The sequence below is a fragment of the Mariprofundus erugo genome (genome assembly GCF_005818865.1).
Taxonomy (GTDB): domain Bacteria; phylum Pseudomonadota; class Zetaproteobacteria; order Mariprofundales; family Mariprofundaceae; genus Mariprofundus; species Mariprofundus erugo.
Window position 1 is genome coordinate 1 of record NZ_VBRY01000015.1, and the last position, 14,820, is coordinate 14,820.

General features: G+C 52.7%; 31 protein-coding genes. All 31 read left to right on the forward strand.

Annotated features, from left to right (window positions below):
* The coding region (locus tag FEF65_RS12565; protein ID WP_338037994.1) for an EF-Tu C-terminal domain-related protein at nucleotides 1–449 on the forward strand (449 nt) is incomplete at its 5' end.
* A 15-nt stretch (nucleotides 450–464) separates the two neighbouring features.
* Nucleotides 465–773: a 30S ribosomal protein S10 gene (gene rpsJ / locus FEF65_RS12570; RefSeq protein ID WP_138240171.1), complete on the forward strand. Its 309-nt coding sequence runs from the start codon at nucleotides 465–467 to the stop codon at nucleotides 771–773.
* Nucleotides 774–786: 13 nt separating this feature from the next.
* Nucleotides 787–1,419 (forward strand): 50S ribosomal protein L3, encoded by a 633-nt coding sequence (rplC, locus tag FEF65_RS12575; protein ID WP_138240172.1) that lies wholly within the window; start codon nucleotides 787–789, stop codon nucleotides 1,417–1,419.
* A 1-nt stretch (nucleotide 1,420) separates the two neighbouring features.
* On the forward strand, nucleotides 1,421–2,044 hold the full coding sequence (gene rplD / locus FEF65_RS12580; RefSeq protein ID WP_138240173.1) for a 50S ribosomal protein L4: 624 nt from the start codon (nucleotides 1,421–1,423) through the stop codon (nucleotides 2,042–2,044).
* Nucleotides 2,041–2,340, forward strand: coding sequence for a 50S ribosomal protein L23 (gene rplW, locus FEF65_RS12585; protein ID WP_138240174.1), 300 nt, complete (start codon nucleotides 2,041–2,043; stop codon nucleotides 2,338–2,340). Before rplD ends, rplW begins: the two co-directional genes overlap by 4 nt.
* A 4-nt stretch (nucleotides 2,341–2,344) precedes the next feature.
* On the forward strand, nucleotides 2,345–3,175 hold the full coding sequence (rplB, locus tag FEF65_RS12590) for a 50S ribosomal protein L2 (RefSeq protein ID WP_138240175.1): 831 nt from the start codon (nucleotides 2,345–2,347) through the stop codon (nucleotides 3,173–3,175).
* Between the two features lie 8 nt (nucleotides 3,176–3,183).
* Nucleotides 3,184–3,462, forward strand: a complete 279-nt coding sequence (gene rpsS, locus FEF65_RS12595) for a 30S ribosomal protein S19 (RefSeq protein ID WP_138240176.1) — start codon at nucleotides 3,184–3,186, stop codon at nucleotides 3,460–3,462.
* A gap of 3 nt (nucleotides 3,463–3,465) precedes the next feature.
* On the forward strand, nucleotides 3,466–3,807 hold the full coding sequence (rplV, locus tag FEF65_RS12600; protein WP_138240177.1) for a 50S ribosomal protein L22: 342 nt from the start codon (nucleotides 3,466–3,468) through the stop codon (nucleotides 3,805–3,807).
* A gap of 11 nt (nucleotides 3,808–3,818) precedes the next feature.
* Nucleotides 3,819–4,469 (forward strand): 30S ribosomal protein S3, encoded by a 651-nt coding sequence (rpsC, locus tag FEF65_RS12605; protein WP_138240178.1) that lies wholly within the window; start codon nucleotides 3,819–3,821, stop codon nucleotides 4,467–4,469.
* A gap of 31 nt (nucleotides 4,470–4,500) precedes the next feature.
* The gene (gene rplP, locus FEF65_RS12610) at nucleotides 4,501–4,923 is read left to right on the forward strand and encodes a 50S ribosomal protein L16 (RefSeq protein WP_138240179.1); all 423 of its coding nucleotides are present in this window, start codon (nucleotides 4,501–4,503) and stop codon (nucleotides 4,921–4,923) included.
* Entirely contained in the window at nucleotides 4,920–5,117 is a 198-nt protein-coding gene (gene rpmC, locus FEF65_RS12615; protein ID WP_138240180.1) for a 50S ribosomal protein L29, read from the forward strand. Before rplP ends, rpmC begins: the two co-directional genes overlap by 4 nt.
* A gap of 14 nt (nucleotides 5,118–5,131) precedes the next feature.
* Nucleotides 5,132–5,398, forward strand: a complete 267-nt coding sequence (gene rpsQ / locus FEF65_RS12620; protein WP_138240181.1) for a 30S ribosomal protein S17 — start codon at nucleotides 5,132–5,134, stop codon at nucleotides 5,396–5,398.
* An 11-nt stretch (nucleotides 5,399–5,409) separates the two neighbouring features.
* Complete coding sequence (rplN, locus tag FEF65_RS12625; protein ID WP_138240182.1) at nucleotides 5,410–5,778, forward strand: 50S ribosomal protein L14; 369 nt, start codon at nucleotides 5,410–5,412, stop codon at nucleotides 5,776–5,778.
* A gap of 22 nt (nucleotides 5,779–5,800) precedes the next feature.
* The gene (rplX, locus tag FEF65_RS12630) at nucleotides 5,801–6,130 is read left to right on the forward strand and encodes a 50S ribosomal protein L24 (RefSeq protein ID WP_138240183.1); all 330 of its coding nucleotides are present in this window, start codon (nucleotides 5,801–5,803) and stop codon (nucleotides 6,128–6,130) included.
* Between the two features lie 13 nt (nucleotides 6,131–6,143).
* On the forward strand, nucleotides 6,144–6,683 hold the full coding sequence (rplE, locus tag FEF65_RS12635; protein WP_138240184.1) for a 50S ribosomal protein L5: 540 nt from the start codon (nucleotides 6,144–6,146) through the stop codon (nucleotides 6,681–6,683).
* A 12-nt stretch (nucleotides 6,684–6,695) separates the two neighbouring features.
* Nucleotides 6,696–6,881: a type Z 30S ribosomal protein S14 gene (locus FEF65_RS12640; RefSeq protein WP_100266073.1), complete on the forward strand. Its 186-nt coding sequence runs from the start codon at nucleotides 6,696–6,698 to the stop codon at nucleotides 6,879–6,881.
* Between the two features lie 13 nt (nucleotides 6,882–6,894).
* The gene (gene rpsH / locus FEF65_RS12645; RefSeq protein ID WP_138240185.1) at nucleotides 6,895–7,290 is read left to right on the forward strand and encodes a 30S ribosomal protein S8; all 396 of its coding nucleotides are present in this window, start codon (nucleotides 6,895–6,897) and stop codon (nucleotides 7,288–7,290) included.
* Nucleotides 7,291–7,297: 7 nt separating this feature from the next.
* A complete protein-coding gene (gene rplF, locus FEF65_RS12650; protein WP_138240186.1) occupies nucleotides 7,298–7,831 on the forward strand; it encodes a 50S ribosomal protein L6 in 534 nt (177 codons plus the stop codon).
* A gap of 35 nt (nucleotides 7,832–7,866) precedes the next feature.
* Nucleotides 7,867–8,217, forward strand: coding sequence for a 50S ribosomal protein L18 (rplR, locus tag FEF65_RS12655; RefSeq protein ID WP_138240187.1), 351 nt, complete (start codon nucleotides 7,867–7,869; stop codon nucleotides 8,215–8,217).
* 9 nt (nucleotides 8,218–8,226) lie between these two features.
* Nucleotides 8,227–8,706, forward strand: a complete 480-nt coding sequence (gene rpsE, locus FEF65_RS12660; protein WP_138240188.1) for a 30S ribosomal protein S5 — start codon at nucleotides 8,227–8,229, stop codon at nucleotides 8,704–8,706.
* A gap of 19 nt (nucleotides 8,707–8,725) precedes the next feature.
* Nucleotides 8,726–8,917, forward strand: a complete 192-nt coding sequence (gene rpmD, locus FEF65_RS12665) for a 50S ribosomal protein L30 (protein ID WP_138240189.1) — start codon at nucleotides 8,726–8,728, stop codon at nucleotides 8,915–8,917.
* Nucleotides 8,918–8,919: 2 nt separating this feature from the next.
* Entirely contained in the window at nucleotides 8,920–9,372 is a 453-nt protein-coding gene (gene rplO, locus FEF65_RS12670) for a 50S ribosomal protein L15 (protein ID WP_138240190.1), read from the forward strand.
* 1 nt (nucleotide 9,373) lies between these two features.
* On the forward strand, nucleotides 9,374–10,714 hold the full coding sequence (gene secY, locus FEF65_RS12675) for a preprotein translocase subunit SecY (protein ID WP_138240191.1): 1,341 nt from the start codon (nucleotides 9,374–9,376) through the stop codon (nucleotides 10,712–10,714).
* Nucleotides 10,711–11,352, forward strand: a complete 642-nt coding sequence (locus FEF65_RS12680) for an adenylate kinase (protein ID WP_138240192.1) — start codon at nucleotides 10,711–10,713, stop codon at nucleotides 11,350–11,352. Before secY ends, FEF65_RS12680 begins: the two co-directional genes overlap by 4 nt.
* A 2-nt stretch (nucleotides 11,353–11,354) precedes the next feature.
* Nucleotides 11,355–11,573 carry a translation initiation factor IF-1 gene (gene infA, locus FEF65_RS12685; protein ID WP_138240193.1) on the forward strand — a complete coding sequence of 73 codons (219 nt, stop codon included), beginning with the start codon at nucleotides 11,355–11,357 and terminating at the stop codon, nucleotides 11,571–11,573.
* Between the two features lie 154 nt (nucleotides 11,574–11,727).
* A complete protein-coding gene (rpmJ, locus tag FEF65_RS12690) occupies nucleotides 11,728–11,841 on the forward strand; it encodes a 50S ribosomal protein L36 (RefSeq protein ID WP_138240194.1) in 114 nt (37 codons plus the stop codon).
* 69 nt (nucleotides 11,842–11,910) lie between these two features.
* On the forward strand, nucleotides 11,911–12,279 hold the full coding sequence (rpsM, locus tag FEF65_RS12695) for a 30S ribosomal protein S13 (protein WP_138240195.1): 369 nt from the start codon (nucleotides 11,911–11,913) through the stop codon (nucleotides 12,277–12,279).
* A gap of 12 nt (nucleotides 12,280–12,291) precedes the next feature.
* Complete coding sequence (gene rpsK / locus FEF65_RS12700; protein ID WP_138240196.1) at nucleotides 12,292–12,681, forward strand: 30S ribosomal protein S11; 390 nt, start codon at nucleotides 12,292–12,294, stop codon at nucleotides 12,679–12,681.
* Nucleotides 12,682–12,691: 10 nt separating this feature from the next.
* On the forward strand, nucleotides 12,692–13,321 hold the full coding sequence (gene rpsD, locus FEF65_RS12705; RefSeq protein ID WP_138240197.1) for a 30S ribosomal protein S4: 630 nt from the start codon (nucleotides 12,692–12,694) through the stop codon (nucleotides 13,319–13,321).
* 18 nt (nucleotides 13,322–13,339) lie between these two features.
* Entirely contained in the window at nucleotides 13,340–14,317 is a 978-nt protein-coding gene (locus FEF65_RS12710; RefSeq protein WP_138240198.1) for a DNA-directed RNA polymerase subunit alpha, read from the forward strand.
* A gap of 24 nt (nucleotides 14,318–14,341) precedes the next feature.
* On the forward strand, nucleotides 14,342–14,725 hold the full coding sequence (rplQ, locus tag FEF65_RS12715; protein WP_138240199.1) for a 50S ribosomal protein L17: 384 nt from the start codon (nucleotides 14,342–14,344) through the stop codon (nucleotides 14,723–14,725).
* Nucleotides 14,726–14,820 lie beyond the last annotated feature (95 nt).

The following is a 14,820-nucleotide window of genomic DNA, read 5'->3' on the forward strand; positions in this document are numbered from 1 at the left end:
TTGGTGTTCGTCCGACCACCAAGACCACTTGCACCGGCGTTGAAATGTTCCGCAAGCTGCTGGACAGCGGCCAAGCAGGTGACAACGTAGGCGTTCTGCTGCGTGGTACCAAGCGTGAAGACGTTGAACGTGGTCAGGTTCTGGCCAAGCCAGGTTCAATCACTCCGCACACCGGCTTCAAGGCTGAGGCATACATCCTGACCAAGGAAGAGGGTGGTCGTCATACCCCGTTCTTCAATGGTTACCGTCCGCAGTTCTATTTCCGTACCACCGACGTGACCGGTTCCGTGTCACTGCCTGAAGGTACCGAGATGGTGATGCCTGGCGATAACATCTCTATGGATGTTGAACTGATCACGCCAATCGCGATGGATAAGGAACTGCGTTTCGCCATCCGCGAGGGTGGTCGTACGGTCGGCGCTGGCGTCGTTACCGATATTACTAAGTAATCAAGGGGTCCGTACGTGGCAACTCAAAGTATTCGTATTCGACTGAAGGCTTTTGATCACCGTATTCTGGACAAGAGTGCGGCTGACATTGTGGCGACAGCAAAGCGTACCGGCGCAGAAGTGCGTGGTCCGATTCCGGTTCCAACCAGAATTCGCAAGTTTTGCGTAATCAAGTCCCCACACAAGTACAAGGATTCGCGTGAGCAGTTTGAAATCCGCACACACAAGCGCCTTCTGGACATTGATAAACCGACTCCACAGACGGTGGACGCGCTGATGAAGCTCGATCTTCCGTCCGGCGTGGACGTCGAGATCAAGCTGTAATCGGGAGATAACCATGACAGTCGGAATAATCGCCCGCAAAGCGGGCATGACACAGATCTTTACAGAAGATGGCTCTGCAATCGCTGTGACTGTGCTCAATGTTGAACCGTGCAAGGTTGTTGCACGTCGCACTGCAGACAAGGATGGCTATGATGCTGTTCAGGTCGGTTACGGTGCTGCAAAACGTCATACCACCCGTCCTGTGCAGGGGCATTTTGCCAAGCAGGGTCAGGAAGTGGCTGCAGGTCTGAAGGAGTTCCGTGTTGCTGCTGATGCAGAGTTCGAACTCGGTCGGGAACTGAATGCAACCCTGTTTGCTGTCGGTCAGAAGATCGACGTGTCCGGCACCTCCAAGGGCCGTGGCTTTGCCGGTGTAATGAAGCGTTATGATTTCGGTGGCGGCCGTGCGACTCACGGTGCCGAGAAGGTTCATCGTCAGATGGGTTCTACCGGTCAGTGCCAGTGGCCAGGCCGCGTATTCCCGGGTAAGAAGATGCCTGGTCATTACGGCAATGTTCGCTCTACCACCCAGAACCTGGAAGTAGTGCGTGTTGATGCAGAGGCAAACCGCATTCTTGTTAAGGGTGCTGTTCCCGGTTCGCGTGACGGACTGGTAGAACTGCGTCCTGCTGTAAAGGGAGCGTAAAATGGCAGAAATCGTCATTGTAGATCAGACCAACAAGGAAGTTGGCAAGCGTGAGCTGAATCCTGCTGTTTTCGGCCTTGATGCAGATGATGGCTTTGTTCATCGTGTATATGCAGCTCTTGCATCCGCACAGCGTAGTGGTACCCGTGCAGTGAAGGGTCGTGCAGATGTTTCAGGTGGCGGCAAGAAGCCATGGAAGCAGAAGGGAACCGGTCGTGCGCGTCAGGGTTCAACCCGTGCTGCCCAGTGGCGTCACGGTGGTACCGCTCACGGTCCATCGCCGCTGAGTGACTTCGCTACCCGTATCAATAAGAAGGAGCGTCGCAGGGCGCTTTGCCTGGCTCTTTCCGGTTGCTTGCGTGATGGCAAGCTGACAGTTGTAGACAAGCTCGAGTTCGCAGATGTCAAAACCAAGAGCTTTGTACAGACCCTGAATGCACTTGGAACCGATTCCGGTCTCGTCGTTCTCGGTGAAGCAAATCGTACGGTTGAACTGTCCGGCCGCAATGTTCGCGACACCAGTATTGTTCTGGATGGACAGCTGAATCTGCATGATCTGCTCAAGTGCAAGCGTGTGGTTATGACTGCTGCAGCCGTCGATAAACTCGAGGAGCGTTTGGCATGAGTGCAAACATCAATCACTTTAACATTCTGCGCCAGCCTGTAATTACTGAAAAGAGTTACACGGCCAGCGGTGCAGCAAATCAGTATACCTTCCGCGTTGCCACCCAGGCATCGAAGCTCCAGGTGAAGGCCGCTATTGAAGCAATCTTTGAAGTAAACGTGGAAAAGGTACAGGTCATCAACGTGCCAGGAAAGGCCAAGCGCCGTGGTATGCATAATGGTAACCGTTCAGGCTATCGTAAGGCGATTGTCCGTCTTGCTGAGGGCCAGACCCTTGAAGTAGCGGAAGAGGTATAACACGATGGCTTTGAAAGTACTTAAACCTACATCCAACGGTGTACGTGGTCGTATTGCTGTAGTTTCTCCTGAACTGCACAAGGGCGCTCCTGAGCGCAGCCTGACCACCGGCCTGACAAAATCAGGCGGCCGCAACAATAATGGACGTGTCACTTCCTTCCACCGCGGTGGCGGACACAAGCGTCTTTATCGTACCGTTGATTTCAAGCGTGACAATTTCGGGATTGCCGGTAAGGTTGCGCGCCTTGAATATGATCCGAACCGCACAGCACACATTGCGCTGGTGGTTTATGTCAACGGTGACAAGCGTTATATCCTTGCTCCGCAGGGACTTCGTCCGGGTGATGTCGTGATGAGTGGTCCTGACGCAGAGATTCGTCCGGGTAACGCACTGCCGCTGGCCAAGATCCGTGTTGGTACGTTGTTGCACAACATCGAAATGAAACCAGGTAAGGGTGGGCAGCTTGCTCGCAGTGCCGGTGCCTCTATCCAGCTGATGGGTAAAGAGGGCGGTCTTGCAGTATTGAAGATGCCATCCGGTGAGTTCCGTCGTGTAGACGCTCGCTGCCTGGCAACAATCGGTGTGATGGGTAATGCCGATCACTCCAACCGTAAGGTAGGCAAGGCAGGCCGCTCCCGCTGGCTTGGTGTTCGTCCGAATGTTCGTGGTGTGGCCATGAACCCGGTTGATCACCCGCATGGTGGTGGTGAGGGCCGTACCTCAGGTGGTCGTCATCCGGTGACCCCATGGGGCGTACCAACCAAGGGTCACAAGACCCGTAACAAGAACAAGGCGTCGACTCGTGATATTATTCGCCGCCGTAACCAGAAGTGAGGTAAGACATGGCGCGTTCGTTAAAGAAGGGCCCTTACATTGAGGCCTCTCTGCAGAAGAAGGTTGATGCAGCGCAGGCTGGCGAGTTGAAAGGCGTAATCAAGACATGGTCGCGTCGTTCTACCATTGCGCCGGACTTTGTCGGGCTCAACTTCGCCGTGCATAACGGTCACAAGTTTATCCCTGTCTATGTGACTGAAAACATGGTTGGCCACAAGATGGGCGAGTTTTCGCCTACCCGCACCTATTATGGTCATGGTGCAGATAAAAAGGCCCGGAAGAGGTAAGGCATGTCTGAGAAGGTACGTGCACTGCACAAAAACAGCAAAATCAGCCCACAGAAGGCTCGCCTGATGGCCGATGCCATCCGTGGCCTGAACGTGGATCGCGCCCTGGCAGTACTGGCGCTTTCACCAAATAAATCTGCACGTCTGTATGAGAAAGTTCTCAAGTCTGCAGTCGCTAACGCCGAGCAGAACCACGGTCTTGACGTCGACGCATTGTTTGTGTCCGAAGCCAAGGCTGATGCCGGCATGACCCTGAAGCGCTTCCGTCCGAAGGGTATGGGTCGTATGCGTAAACGTTTTCATCGCCACAGCCACCTGACCGTGTCTGTTAGCGAACGCGGTTAAAGGGAGTAGTCATGGGACAGAAAGTAAATCCGATTGGATTCCGCCTGGGTACCATTCGTAACTGGGAATCTATCTGGTACGCCTCTGACAAGAATTTTGGCCAGCAGCTGCGCGACGATATTCGTCTTCGTCGCTTCGTGAAGGCTCGCTTGAAGCATGCAGGTGTTTCCCGCATCATCATCGAGCGTCCGGCTGACAAGATTAAGGTAACTGTGCATACCTCCCGCCCTGGTGTTGTAATTGGCAAGAAGGGTTCCGAGATTGATGCAGTTCGTGCCGAGCTGGTAAAAGAGTTCGGTAAGGAAGTTCAGGTATTCATCGTTGAAGTGCGTCGTCCTGAGGCCGAGGCGCAGCTGGTTGCTGAAAATATTGCATTCCAGCTTGAGCGTCGAGTTGCTTTCCGTCGTGCGATGAAACGTGCTGTACAGAGTGCACTGCGTATGGGTGCAAAGGGTGTTCGTATTAACTGTTCCGGTCGTCTTGGCGGTGCAGAGATTGCGCGCACTGAGTGGTATCGTGAAGGTCGTGTGCCGCTGCATACCCTTCGTGCCGATGTTGATTATGGCTTTGCGGAAGCCCACACCACTTATGGTGTGATCGGTGTGAAGGTTTGGGTATTCAATGGGCTGAAGCTGGGCGACAGCAACGACGCAATCGCGTAAAGACAGTTATTGGTAAAGAGGAAGAGTCACGATGTTGCAACCGAAGAAGATACGCTGGCGTAAGCATCACAAAGAGCTTCAGCGCATTCGCGGCAAGAGTCCGCGTGGTGCAAGCCTTAATTTCGGCCAGTTCGGATTGAAGGCAGTGGAACCAGGTCGTATTACCGCGCGTCAGATTGAGGCTGCTCGTATTACGATTACCCGTCACGTCAGGAGACAGGGACGCGTATGGATCCGTATATTCCCGGATCTGCCGGTTTCAAAGAAGCCTGCTGAAGTCCGAATGGGTAAAGGTAAAGGCTCTCCCGAGTATTGGGTGGCTGCAGTCAAGGCCGGCCGCATCCTTTATGAGATGGATGGAATTAACGAGGATCTGGCACGTGGTGCACTCGAGCGCGCAGCTGCGAAGCTTCCTATTCGTACCAAGATTGTCGTGCGTGGAGTTGGACGATGAGCGATATCAAAAATGCAAAAGACCTGCGTGCACTGAGTGCAGCTGATCTGAACGTACGTATGGACGAACTGGCTGCAGAGCACATGAAGCTCCGCTTTCAGAAGGCTACCATGCAGTTGAATAATACGGCCCGTGTTGGCCAGGTACGCCGCGAAATTGCACGTATCAAAACTATTCTGGCTGAGCGCAGCTAAGGAGACTGAGAGAGATGTCCGAGGCAACTAGCAACAAGCGCACCCTCGAAGGTGTCGTTGTAAGTAATAAAGGCGAGCAGACAGTTGTTGTACAGGTGGAGCGTAAGTTTTTGCATCCGCGTTACCGCAAGACTGTTCGTTCACACAAGAAATATATGGCACACGATGCAGAGAATACATGCAACATTGGTGATATTGTTCGCATCATCGAATCAGCCCCTATCTCCAAGCGCAAGCGCTGGACGATGGTACAGGTGCTGACTCGTGCTGAGCAGCTGTAAGGGGTAGTGGCATGATTCAGAATGAGACAATATTGCAGGTCGCTGACAACTCCGGCGCCCGCAAGGTGAAGTGCATCAAGGTTCTCGGTGGTTCCAAGCGTCGTTATGCACGCGTCGGCGATGTGATCGTCGTTGCAGTGCAGGAAGCGTTGCCTGGTGGTAAGATCAAGAAGGGCGAAGTTCAGCGTGCAGTTGTTGTGCGCACCGCCAAAGAGTTCCGTCGTGCTGATGGTTCCTCTATTCGCTTTGATGAGAACGCTGCAGTGCTGCTTTCCAAGCAGAATGAGCCTGTAGGCACTCGTATTTTTGGACCAGTGACTCGTGAACTGCGTAACAAGGGCTATATGAAGATTGTTTCCCTTGCGCCAGAAGTGCTGTAAGCGAAAAGAGAGGCGATTAGAAATGACAGCAACGGTTAATACCCGAATTCGCAGAGATGATGAAGTGATTGTGATTGCAGGCCGCGACAAGGGCGCTCGTGGTAAGGTAATCCGTGTAATGCCGCAGGATGGCAGTGTGCTGGTGGCCAAGGCTAATATGATCAAGCGTCATACCCGCCAGACCCAGAACAGCGCTGGTGGCATTATCGAGAAGGAAGCGCCACTGGCGATTTCCAACGTGCAGTACTTTTGCGCCAAGTGCAAGACAGGCGTCCGCCTGGGCGTCAAGACGCTTGAAGATGGTCGCAAGGTTCGTACCTGCCGCAAATGCGGTGAAGTGCTGGATAGGTAGGAGAGACTAAACGATGGCTCGTTTGAAAGAATTATATAAAGAGAAAGTATCTCCGGCACTGCAGACCGAGTTTGGCTACTCCAATCCGATGCAGATCCCGACCATCACCAAGATTGTGGTGAACATGGGTGTCGGTGAGGCTTCACAGAACTCAAAGCTGATCGAAGGCGCTGTATCTGATATGACCGCCATCACCGGCCAGAAGCCTGTAGTGACCCGCGCGCGTAAGTCGATTGCAAACTTCAAGCTGCGTGAAGGTATGGCTGTTGGTTGCCGTGTGACCCTGCGTGGTGATCAGATGTGGGAGTTCCTGGATCGTCTTGTAAATATTGCACTGCCACGTATTCGTGACTTCAAGGGCGTTTCCCCGAAGGCTTTTGATGGCCGCGGCAACTACACCCTGGGTGTTCGTGAGCAGATCATTTTCCCCGAAATCGAATACGATAAGGTGGATAAAGTCCGCGGTATGGATATCACTATCTGCACGACCGCTAAAACTAATGATGAAGGACGCGCACTGCTGAGGGAATTCAGCATGCCGTTCCGCAAATAAGAGGACGGTTAGATGGCTTCCAAGAGAATGATTGTAAAATGCAATCGCAAACCGAAATTTAAGGTTCGTGCCTATACACGTTGTCAGCTTTGCGGACGTCCGCATTCAGTCTATCGTAAGCTGGGTATGTGCCGTATCTGTCTGCGTAAGCATGCACTTGCCGGTGAGATCCCCGGTATGGTCAAGTCGAGCTGGTGAGGAGTAGAAAACTATGATGATGGACCGCATAGCCGACATGCTGACGCGTATTCGTAACGCGCAGACGGCTGGAATTGAAAAGATTGAAATGCCGGCGAGCAATGTTCTGCTGGCAATGGCAGAACTGTTGAAGGATGAGGGCTATCTGGCCGCTGTGAAATCCTACAACCACAAGGGACACCGTTACCTGCGCATTACGCTTCGTTATGATGACGAAGGTAAGCCGATCATCCGCGAGATTCAGCGTGTGTCCAAGTCCGGTCGTCGTGTGTATGCCGGCGCTGATGAGCTTCCACGAGTCAGAAATGGCTATGGTGTTGCCCTTGTCAGTACTTCACAGGGAATCATGACCGACAAGAAGGCGCGTGCTGCCCGTATGGGTGGCGAAGTCCTCTGCACGGTATTCTGAGGTAGATATGTCACGTATTGGTAAACAACCGATTACTCTCCCTAAAGGCGTCGAGGTTCTTGTAGCAGCTGACAGCGTCACAGTTAAGGGAGCCAAAGGCCAGCTGACCGCACCGCTTTTTCCGGGTGTTACAGTTGCGCAGGAAAATGACCAGTTGAATGTTTGCTGCTCAAACATGGATGACAAGAAGACCAAGTCTTTCTTCGGTCTTGTTCGTGCTCGCCTGGCAAACAATGTGACCGGCGTAAGCACCGGTTTCCAGAAGAAGCTTGAGCTGCGCGGTGTTGGTTATCGTGCCCAGGCTCAGGGAAGAAAGCTTAATCTCTCTCTCGGGTATTCACATCCGGTAGAATATGAGCTTCCTGAAGGTGTTGATGCTGTTGTAGAGCAGAGCATCATTACCGTCAGCGGAATTGACAAGCAGAAGATCGGTCAGGTTGCAGCGGAAATCCGCGCATACCGTCCACCAGAGCCATACAAGGGCAAGGGTGTTCGCTATGTTGGTGAGTTTGTCGCTATGAAGGAAGGCAAGAAGGCTTAAAGGCCGATTAGCTTACGGGTAGAGGTTAGTAAGAGATGAGTAAACGTTACGAATCCAATGGCGCAGTGCGCCGTGCACGCAAGGTTCGCGCCAAGGTTAAGGCCTCTGGCCGTCTCCGTCTGAGCATTTTCCGCTCAGCGCGCCATGTCTATGCACAGGTCATCGATGATGAGAGCGGCAAGACACTTGTTGCTGCATCCAGTCTTGATGAGGCCGTTACAAATGGCGGCAACAAGCAGGGTGCAGAAGAGGTTGGCAAGCTGCTTGCCGAGCGCGCTCTGAAGGCGGGTGTTGATGTAGTCGCATTCGACCGTGGCAGATTCGCATATCATGGACGCGTACGTGCGCTGGCCGAAGGTGCCCGTGCCGGCGGCCTGAAGTTCTAGGAGAGATTGATGATCAACGCAAACGAATTGGAACTGAATGAGAAACTTGTAGCGATCAACCGTATCGCCAAGACGGTGTCCGGTGGACGTCGTATGAGCTTCTCAGCCCTGATGATCGTCGGTGACGGCAATGGCCATGTTGGCTTCGGTCACGCGAAGGCCAAGGAAGTCCCTGAAGCGATTCGCAAGGCTGGCGAGATTGCAAGGAAGTCTCTGATTTATGTTCCTCGCAAGGAAGGCTCCATTCATTTCCAGGTAACTGGTCGTCAGGACGCAAGCTATGTCATGCTCAAGCCTGCTGCTCTCGGTACCGGTGTGATTGCCAACTCGGCAGTTCGTGCCGTCATGGATGCGGTTGGTATCAGTGATATCCTGACCAAATCACTCGGTTCACGTAATACCGTAAACAGCGTTCGCGCTACATTTAACGGTTTGAAGATGCTGGAAAGTCCAGAGCAGGTTGCCGCGCGTCGTGGCAAGACCGCCTGAACCAGACTAGGAGTCCCAAATGAGTAATAAAGAGAAGATTCGCGTTCGTCAGGTTAAGAGCGGTATCGGCTATTCCAAGTCACAGAATGCAACACTGCGTGGTCTTGGCCTTCGTCGCATGAACCATGTTGTCGAACTGGAAGATACCCCAAGTGTTCGTGGAATGGTGAACAAGGTTAATCATCTCGTTCGCATCGAGTCCGGAGAATAATGATGAAACTCAATGAACTGAAAGCAACAGACGGTTCCCGTAAGGTAAGAAAGCGTAAAGGTATGGGTAACGGTTCCGGCAATGGCAAGACTGCCGGTCGTGGTCACAAGGGCCAGAAGTCCCGTACTGGTGGCAAGGTAGCTCGTGGATTTGAAGGCGGCCAGATGCCTTTGATCCGTCGTGTACCTAAGCGCGGCTTTACTCCGCTTGAGCGTAACGAGTTCCAGGTGATCAATCTTGGTCAGCTGAACGGCTTCGAAGATGGTGCGGTTGTAGATGCTGCAGCGTTGTATGATGCCGGTCTGGTACGTAATGCGACTGACCCGATCAAGCTTCTCGCTCGTGGCGAGCTGACCAGCAAGGTGCAGGTTTCTGTATCTGCTGCCTCTGATAGTGCTGCTGCTGCAGTTCAGGCTGCCGGCGGTTCCTTGAAGCTGATTTCGGCCGAGGGTTGATGTGGCGGGACAGGCTACAGGCGCATTGGGCGGATTTGGAGATATAAACAAGATACCGGAGTTGAAGAGTCGCATACTTTTCACGCTCGGTATGTTGATTGTCTATCGAGTAGGAGCCCATATTCCGGTGCCAGGCATTGATGCCGCGGCACTGGCTCAGTTCTTTAGTCAGGCACAGGGATCGCTGCTGGGCATGTTTGACATGTTCTCCGGCGGTGCCCTGTCTCGTCTTACTATTTTTGCACTGGGAATTATGCCATATATTTCGGCTGCAATTATCATTCAGCTGATGACTGTGGTGTCGCCTAAGCTTGAACAGCTTAAGAAAGAGGGTGAATCCGGTCGCAGAAAGATTACCGAATACACCCGTTATGGCACGGTTGGTCTTGCTATATTCCAGGGTATTGGTATCTCGATCGGTCTTGAGTCATTCTCTGTCGGTGGTCAGTCTGTTGTTATTGACCCAGGTATGGCCTTCCGTGCGATGACAGTAATTACACTTGTCGCCGGTACCGTCTTTTTGATGTGGGTCGGTGAGCAGATTACCGAGCGTGGTATCGGTAACGGTATTTCCCTGATCATTTTCGGTGGTATCGTGGCCGGTTTGCCGAATGCTATCGGCGGAACACTCGAGCTTGCCCGTACCGGTGAGTTTACTGCCTTCACCGTGCTTGGTCTGTTTGCGATGTCGCTGCTTGTCACCGGTGCGGTGGTATGGTTTGAGCGTGCACAGCGTCGCATTCCTATTCAGTATGCCAAGCGGCAGGTAGGCAATCGCATGTATGGTGGCAAAGCTTCATTCCTGCCGCTCAAGATTAATACTGCAGGCGTGATTCCACCGATTTTCGCCTCATCGCTGATTCTGTTGCCTGCGACATTCGCACAGTTTACCAAGGGTGTCGACGGCTTCGCCTGGCTGGGCGATCTTTCAGCGGCGCTCTCACCCGGTGCATGGCTCTATATGCTCCTGTTCACCGGTCTGATCGTTTTCTTCTGTTTCTTCTACACCGCGATTGTATTCAATCCGAAAGAGACTGCAGACAACCTTAAAAAGCACGGTGGCTTTATTCCAGGTATCCGTCCGGGCCAGAAGACTGCCGACTACGTGGACTCAGTGCTGACCCGCATTACCGTGATTGGTGCTGCCTATGTTTCGCTGGTATGTCTGTTGCCGCAGTGGCTGATCTCCGAGCTCTCTGTGCCGTTCTACTTTGGTGGTACCAGTCTGCTGATTGTGGTGGTGGTCACCATGGATACCATGGGCCAGATCCAGTCGCATCTGATGAGTCATCAGTATGAAGGGCTTATGAAAAAAGCACGTCTTAAAACGGGTAAATCATGAATGTGATCCTGTTTGGTCCTCCCGGAGTTGGAAAGGGTACCCAGGGCGAGAAACTCGCTACCGAGGTCGGCTCACAGCATCTGGCCATGGGTGATATTCTGCGCGCAGCTGTCTCTCAGGGGACAGAAGCGGGTGTTGCTGCCAAGGCTTATATGGATGCCGGTAAGCTGGTTCCGGATGAGCTTGTCGTAGCAATGATTGAAGATCGCATTATCGCGGATGAAGGACGCAGTTTTCTGCTTGACGGATTTCCCCGTAATGTCAGTCAGGCAGAGTCGCTGGATCGAATGCTGGCTCTGCATGGTCTTTCCATCGAACGTATTGTCTTTATGGATGCTCCTGAGCAGAACCTGCTTGACCGCCTGTGTGGTCGTTTGATATGTAAAGCTTGCGGTTTTGGATTTCATCGGCATTATTCGCCCCCCCGAAATTCGGGCGTTTGCGACCGGTGTGGCGGCGAGCTTTATCAGCGTGATGACGATCGTGAAGAGGTTATCGCGCACAGGCTCGAAGTGTATCGCGAGCAGACTGCGCCTTTGCTTGATTTTTATAAGGGCAAGGACGGATTCCGGTGTATTGATGCATCCGGCGAGATGCATGTGGTTTATGATGCTCTCAAAGAGGCGGTAGAAGGCTAGGCATGGCAAAAGAAGATATTATCGAGATGAGCGGCGAAGTGGTTGAGAAGCTGCCGAATGCCATGTTTACTGTGAAGCTGGAAAATGGTCACGAGTTGTTGTGCACGATTTCCGGAAAGATGCGCAAGTTTTATATTCGCATTCTGCCGGGTGACAAGGTAACGGTGGAAATTTCACCGTACGATCTGTCCCGTGGTCGCATAAGCTACCGAGAGAAATAATTACTGCCTGGTCGCAGTTTCGCTCTGGCGGAAGTGTGGCAGGTGTAAAATCCGGAAGGTTGATTTTAAGACATTCCGGTTCGCTGATCATGCATGCGTGTGGCCGGCGGATATAATGCCGGTAATACGGTAAGATTTTGAGGAGGTGCCAGGCGTGAAAGTCCGAGCATCGGTCAAGAAAATGTGTAATAAATGTCGTGTGATTCGCCGCAAAGGCATCGTCCGCATTATTTGTGAGAACGCACGTCATAAACAGCGACAGGGATAAGGAGTTGCGCGTGTCCGTGCTTATGTGTATGGTTCGCGCCCTTTTCCTTAAGGCCTAAGGAGGCAATAAGTGGCTCGTATAGCCGGTGTAAACATTCCGACTCAGAAGCGCGTTGTAATCGCGCTTACCTACATATATGGTGTAGGACCGTCCAGTTCCAAGGCGATCCTTGATAGTGTTGGTATTGATCCAAACACAAGGGTTAAGGATCTGAGCGAAGCAGACGTAGACAAGATTCGTACACTTCTCGATACCGATTACACGGTAGAAGGCGATCTTCGTCGCGAAGTGACTATGAGTATCAAGCGCTTGACTGACCTTGGTTGCTACCGCGGCCTGCGTCATCGCAAGGGGCTGCCTGTTCGTGGGCAGCGCAGCAAGACCAATGCTCGCACACGTAAAGGCCCGCGCCGTACAGTCGCTGGCAAGAAGAAGTAACAGGGGTTAAGGATGGCTAAACCAAAGGCCTTGGGCAAAAAGCGCGTACGCAAGAATATTGCGAATGCTGTAGCCCATATCAAGGCAAGCTTCAATAATACGATCATCACTTTCACGGATGGTGCAGGTAATGCGATCTGCTGGGCGACCAGTGGCGGAGCAGGATTTCGCGGTTCGCGTAAAAGTACACCGTTCGCAGCACAGGTGGCAGCTGAAGATGCAGCACGCAAGGCAATCGATCATGGTGTGAAGAACTGCACCGTTCTTGTTCGTGGTCCTGGTAGCGGTCGTGAGTCCGCACTGCGTGCGATTGCTGCAGTTGGTATCAATGTCACCTCAATCCGTGACGTTACCCCGATTCCACATAATGGATGCCGCCCGCCTAAGCGGCGCCGCGTTTAGGAGTTTTTGAATGGCACGTTATCTGGAAGCCAAATGCCGTCTTTGCCGGCGTGAAGGCGAAAAATTGTTTCTCAAGGGTGGCAAATGCTACTCGGACAAATGTCCGATTGAGCGTCGTCCTTATGCACCTGGTATGCATGGTCAGAACCGTCGTTCCAAGGTATCTGACTACGGCCTGCAGCTTCGTGAGAAGCAGAAGGTCAAGCGTATTTACGGTCTGCAGGAGAAGCAGTTCCGTGGTTACTTCGAAGATGCTGACCGTATGCCTGGTATTACCGGCCTGAACCTTCTTCACCTGCTCGAGTCCCGTCTCGACAACGTGGTTTATCGTATGGGCCTTGCTTCATCCCGTACCGAGGCACGTCAGATCGTTCGCCACAAGCTTATCAAGGTTGATGGCCGCATCGTAAACATTCCGTCTTTCCGTGTTGCTGTCGGCGCTCGTCTTGAGCTTGTAGACAGTGCAAGAGAGCAGCTCCGCATCAATGCTGCAGCAGAAGCTGCCGGTACCCGCGGTGTGGCTGAATGGCTGGATGTCGATCTTCCGACCCGTCAGGGCGTATATCGCGAACTGCCGGCACGTGAGCAACTGGATGCGTCAATTCGCGAACAGCTGATCGTCGAACTTTACTCCAAGTAAGTACTAGAGGACCGTTGCATGCATCTGATTAATCCGCGCCACATCAGCATTGAAGAGAAAGTAGCCGGTCGCGCTGCCAAGATCGAGTTTGAACCGCTTGAGCGCGGTTATGGCACGACCATCGGCAACAGCCTACGCCGTATGCTTCTCTCTGCACTGCCGGGTGCAGCTGTAACATCTGTCATAATTGACGGTGTGACTCATGAGTACGATACCATCAAAGGTGTCAGGGAAGATGTCATGGACATCATTCTCTCCCTGAAAGAGCTCGATATCCGTATGGATGGCGATGAAGCAAAGACTGTTTCGCTTGACGTTAAGGGTTCTTCAATCGTAACCGCTGCTGATATTCAGTGCCCGGCCGGACTGATGATTCTTAATCCGGAGCTCGTCCTTGCTCATCTGAACGATGACGGACATCTCAAGATTCAGGCCAAGGTAGAGAAGGGTCGTGGTTATGATCCTGCATCCGAGCGTGAAGTTGAGCAGCGTCCGGTTGGTTCTCTGTTGGTTGATGCTTCCTACTCGCCGATTCGCCGTGTGGCGACCCGTGTAGAGTCAGCTCGTGTTGGTCAGCGTACCAACTACGACAAGCTGATCATGGAAGTCGAGACCAATGGTTCACTGACCCCTGAGGAAGCGATCAACCATGCTGCACGTATCCTCGAAGCTCAGCTGGCTGTGTTTGTTGACTTTGAAGCTGTAAGCAAGGTTGTTGTTGAGGAAGACCTCGATGACGGCCTGGAAGCTCTGCTGTTGCAGCCGATTGAACACCTCGATCTGTCAGTCCGTTCGATGAACTGCCTGAAGTCTGACGATGTGTTCCGTGTTGGCGATCTGGTTCAGAGAAGCGAGCAGGCGATGCTGCGTACCCCTAACTTCGGTCGTAAGTCGCTGAATGAAATTAAGGAAGTCCTGGAAAATCTGGGACTTGAACTGGGCATGGATTTGCCTAACTGGCCGCCGCAGGATGATGCGGAAGCGCTGGAAGACTGAGTCTGGCTAGAGAGGACAGGATAAATGAGACATCGTAAACATCGTGGTTCACTGGGACTGCCAACAGGTCATCGCCGTGCACTGCTTGCAAATCTGGCTACCGCACTGCTGACCCATGGTCGTATTGAAACAACCGAGCCTAAAGCCCGTGCAGTACGTCCATATGTTGAAAAGCTGATTTCACTCGGCAAGCGTGGTGATCTGCATGCACGTCGTCAGGCTCTCGCCAAGCTGCGTTATCGTCCGATTGTAGACGTGCTCTTCAACGACGTAGCAGCAGCTTGTTCTGATCGTACCGGTGGCTACACCCGTATCATCAAGACTGGTTTCCGTGCTGGCGATGCGGCTCCAATGGCTATCATTGAGCTGGTTGACCAGGTAAACAAGGCAGAGGCAGCAGAAGCATAAACCGCTTCTTCCATCGTTGCACAAAAGCCCCCGCATCGCGGGGGCTTTTTTTTTGGTTCATTGCGGACGTCCGTGAACCAGTGCTGATCAAGATG

Bases quoted from the DNA above. Each gene is read 5' to 3' on its own strand.
- rpsH (WP_138240185.1), top strand. From the start codon at position 6,895: ATGATGATGGACCGCATAGCCGACATGCTGACGCGTATTCGTAACGCG.
- FEF65_RS12710 (WP_138240198.1), top strand. From the start codon at position 13,340: ATGCATCTGATTAATCCGCGCCACATCAGCATTGAAGAGAAAGTAGCC.
- rplV (WP_138240177.1), top strand. From the start codon at position 3,466: ATGTCTGAGAAGGTACGTGCACTGCACAAAAACAGCAAAATCAGCCCA.
- rplQ (WP_138240199.1), top strand. From the start codon at position 14,342: ATGAGACATCGTAAACATCGTGGTTCACTGGGACTGCCAACAGGTCAT.
- rplE (WP_138240184.1), top strand. From the start codon at position 6,144: ATGGCTCGTTTGAAAGAATTATATAAAGAGAAAGTATCTCCGGCACTG.
- infA (WP_138240193.1), top strand. From the start codon at position 11,355: ATGGCAAAAGAAGATATTATCGAGATGAGCGGCGAAGTGGTTGAGAAG.
- rplR (WP_138240187.1), top strand. From the start codon at position 7,867: ATGAGTAAACGTTACGAATCCAATGGCGCAGTGCGCCGTGCACGCAAG.
- rplW (WP_138240174.1), top strand. From the start codon at position 2,041: ATGAGTGCAAACATCAATCACTTTAACATTCTGCGCCAGCCTGTAATT.
- rplO (WP_138240190.1), top strand. From the start codon at position 8,920: ATGAAACTCAATGAACTGAAAGCAACAGACGGTTCCCGTAAGGTAAGA.
- rpmD (WP_138240189.1), top strand. From the start codon at position 8,726: ATGAGTAATAAAGAGAAGATTCGCGTTCGTCAGGTTAAGAGCGGTATC.
- FEF65_RS12640 (WP_100266073.1), top strand. From the start codon at position 6,696: ATGGCTTCCAAGAGAATGATTGTAAAATGCAATCGCAAACCGAAATTT.
- rpsQ (WP_138240181.1), top strand. From the start codon at position 5,132: ATGTCCGAGGCAACTAGCAACAAGCGCACCCTCGAAGGTGTCGTTGTA.
- rplN (WP_138240182.1), top strand. From the start codon at position 5,410: ATGATTCAGAATGAGACAATATTGCAGGTCGCTGACAACTCCGGCGCC.
- rpsE (WP_138240188.1), top strand. From the start codon at position 8,227: ATGATCAACGCAAACGAATTGGAACTGAATGAGAAACTTGTAGCGATC.
- rpmC (WP_138240180.1), top strand. From the start codon at position 4,920: ATGAGCGATATCAAAAATGCAAAAGACCTGCGTGCACTGAGTGCAGCT.
- rplX (WP_138240183.1), top strand. From the start codon at position 5,801: ATGACAGCAACGGTTAATACCCGAATTCGCAGAGATGATGAAGTGATT.
- rpsS (WP_138240176.1), top strand. From the start codon at position 3,184: ATGGCGCGTTCGTTAAAGAAGGGCCCTTACATTGAGGCCTCTCTGCAG.
- rplD (WP_138240173.1), top strand. From the start codon at position 1,421: ATGGCAGAAATCGTCATTGTAGATCAGACCAACAAGGAAGTTGGCAAG.
- rplB (WP_138240175.1), top strand. From the start codon at position 2,345: ATGGCTTTGAAAGTACTTAAACCTACATCCAACGGTGTACGTGGTCGT.
- rplP (WP_138240179.1), top strand. From the start codon at position 4,501: ATGTTGCAACCGAAGAAGATACGCTGGCGTAAGCATCACAAAGAGCTT.
- rplF (WP_138240186.1), top strand. From the start codon at position 7,298: ATGTCACGTATTGGTAAACAACCGATTACTCTCCCTAAAGGCGTCGAG.
- rplC (WP_138240172.1), top strand. From the start codon at position 787: ATGACAGTCGGAATAATCGCCCGCAAAGCGGGCATGACACAGATCTTT.
- rpsC (WP_138240178.1), top strand. From the start codon at position 3,819: ATGGGACAGAAAGTAAATCCGATTGGATTCCGCCTGGGTACCATTCGT.
- FEF65_RS12680 (WP_138240192.1), top strand. From the start codon at position 10,711: ATGAATGTGATCCTGTTTGGTCCTCCCGGAGTTGGAAAGGGTACCCAG.
- rpsK (WP_138240196.1), top strand. From the start codon at position 12,292: ATGGCTAAACCAAAGGCCTTGGGCAAAAAGCGCGTACGCAAGAATATT.
- rpsD (WP_138240197.1), top strand. From the start codon at position 12,692: ATGGCACGTTATCTGGAAGCCAAATGCCGTCTTTGCCGGCGTGAAGGC.